Annotated in this window: 3 protein-coding genes; all 3 read left to right on the top strand. The window is 40.1% G+C overall.

What is annotated here, in order from left to right; all coding sequences use genetic code 11:
- The coding region (locus QVD32_RS12935; RefSeq protein WP_287710352.1) for an RHS repeat-associated core domain-containing protein at positions 1–979 on the top strand (979 nt) is incomplete at its 5' end.
- A complete protein-coding gene (locus QVD32_RS12930) occupies positions 976–1,506 on the top strand; it encodes a hypothetical protein (RefSeq protein WP_118687483.1) in 531 nt (176 codons plus the stop codon). The genes QVD32_RS12935 and QVD32_RS12930, both read left to right, overlap by 4 nt.
- A gap of 154 nt (positions 1,507–1,660) precedes the next feature.
- Positions 1,661–2,122: a hypothetical protein gene (locus QVD32_RS12925; RefSeq protein ID WP_147401616.1), complete on the top strand. Its 462-nt coding sequence runs from the start codon at positions 1,661–1,663 to the stop codon at positions 2,120–2,122.
- Positions 2,123–2,285 lie beyond the last annotated feature (163 nt).

Raw genomic sequence — 2,285 nt, 5'->3', positions numbered from 1 at the left:
ACCTATTCGCCCAAAACCCATAGAGCATACCGTCACCTACCAACGTATGCAATACTATCCTTTCGGTCTTCCTTATGAAGCCCATTACCAGCCCGAAGAACAGCCGTACAAATACGGAGGAAAGGAGTTTATAGAGCTGCACGGCTATGACAGTTACGACTTCGATGCTCGTATGTATTATCCGGCTCTCTGCCGATTCACCACTATGGATCCTCTTTGTGAAAAATATTACTCCATCTCACCTTATGCTTACTGTAATAACAATCCGGTAAAATATGTAGACCCGGACGGGGAATCGTGGCGATTGACTTATGACAGAATAGAAGGAGAGGTGATTTTTACAGGATATGAGTGGGTAGATGAAGATAAATCTTATGATGTAGACGGTAATTTATTGCAGGGTTTGTATGCGCAGGCCATATTTTTTTCAGATAACAAAACTTTTGACAAGGATAACGGCTATAATATAGGATCTTCTACTGCCACGGTTTATTTGGCAGACGGAACGACCGAGACATATGCGGCCTGTACGAATCCTTCGGGAAGCGACTATGCTACGGTTCCCGAAGGTACTTATCATGCGAAAGTAGGCAAGCATAAGGGGGCTTATACGGCTTTGCGAATGGAGGATACCGACGGTAGCGGGAGAATAGAATTAGGATACGAAAATCCGGCATATACCGATGGCCGGACATACGCAGTGGGTATTAATATACACAAGCCTGGAATAAATAATCTTACAGGAATGATTACTAAAAAAAGACCTATATCGGCAGGATGCCTGTTGGTCGACATAAATAGCTGGGACCGTTTTATAGGGCATTTTGAAGCAGAAGACCAAAAGAACAATACGGTAAGCGTCACGGTTTCGAGATCTCTATCGGAACCCGTGAACGTAAACCGGTTGCCGGCTTTTAATTTTATTCTGAATGGAACGAGAGAATCATTTTTTAGTCGTATTAAAAATAGGAAATTATGAAAAAGAGCGTGCTATTGCTGTTTTTTGCCGGTTGTGTGGCGACAGGCATTTTTGGAATCGGCCGTAAGATTCCGATGAATCGGGTGAATGATTTGGGGCAGAGGGAAGGCTATTGGAGAGATTCTGTCGGAGGAGGATTCGTATATGATCTATATTATAAAGGTGGTAAAAAAGATGGATTATACAAGCGTTTTTATCGTAATAAATTATTTCTGTTTGGGGAATACACAGCGGATAATATATCTGGCACATGGTATATGTTTGGAGATGAAGGAGAATTACGTTGTACCATTGATTCGATAGAACTCAATAAGGACAGTATATATACGGGGTATTGCCGAATTTTCTGTAAATATAAATGTCATAGTATTGATTATTATCCAAGTGGAGCCGTTAAGAGCGAAGGATATATGGTGTGTGACGAAGAGTTTGAGATTGAGATTTGGGAAATCGGGGAGTGGAAATATTACGACGAGTCCGGGAATTTGATAAAGACAAAAGACTACGGCGACCGACGAACTCCATAGGAGGAAGAGATCAATCTGTTAATGGACAATGGATTGAAGAAAATAAAACTTTAATGGAAATGATTATCAATTCTAAAAAGGAAACTATTAAAAATATGCAAGAGTGATGAAAACAATGGTCTATATATTTTTCTCGTTTTTCATGTTTTGTGCTATGAATTTAAATGCACAGAGTCCAATAGAGATTGATACCGTATCGTTGAGATATGTCAATGGATTCACCAATCAGCATGAGATTGTAGATGAGTATCGAATGACAAATCATTCAAACGAAGGGTATATAACTTGGGTGTCATTGGAGCCGATAAAGAATAAATCGAACCTTCTGTTGATGCGCGAATTCTTTTTACAGGCACATGGCGATTTCAGTTATCTGCATCTGATGGGTGATTGCATATTAGACGAACTACCCGTCAATACAGGATATTCGTTTATTAAAAAAATTGCACCCGGTGAGACATTTTCATATTTTATTGTCAAAACAGATCCGGAATCAAATTTTTATTCCGAAAGGATTGTCCTTATGAAGGAGAGTGAACTCACTCAATTTTTAAAGATGCAGCTTGAAGAAAGATATTTTTTCAAACCATCGAATATTGTTTTAACTGGAAAATGACCTACCTATCCAAGAGATTAGCCCACATACCTATGAAGAGCATACGATACAATTTGCTGAACCAGCCCGACACCGTGCAGTTCCGCAACGGGTCGGCTATCGTGAATTATTACACCGCCGACGGCAAGAGAACCGGCAGTAAATACCTCACACCACTGACAAC

Origin of the sequence: Barnesiella sp. (assembly GCF_022723415.1) — a bacterium.
Lineage (GTDB): Bacteria > Bacteroidota > Bacteroidia > Bacteroidales > Barnesiellaceae > Barnesiella > Barnesiella intestinihominis.
Note: the sequence above shows the minus strand (reverse complement) of the source record. Positions and strands in the feature narration are given on the sequence as shown.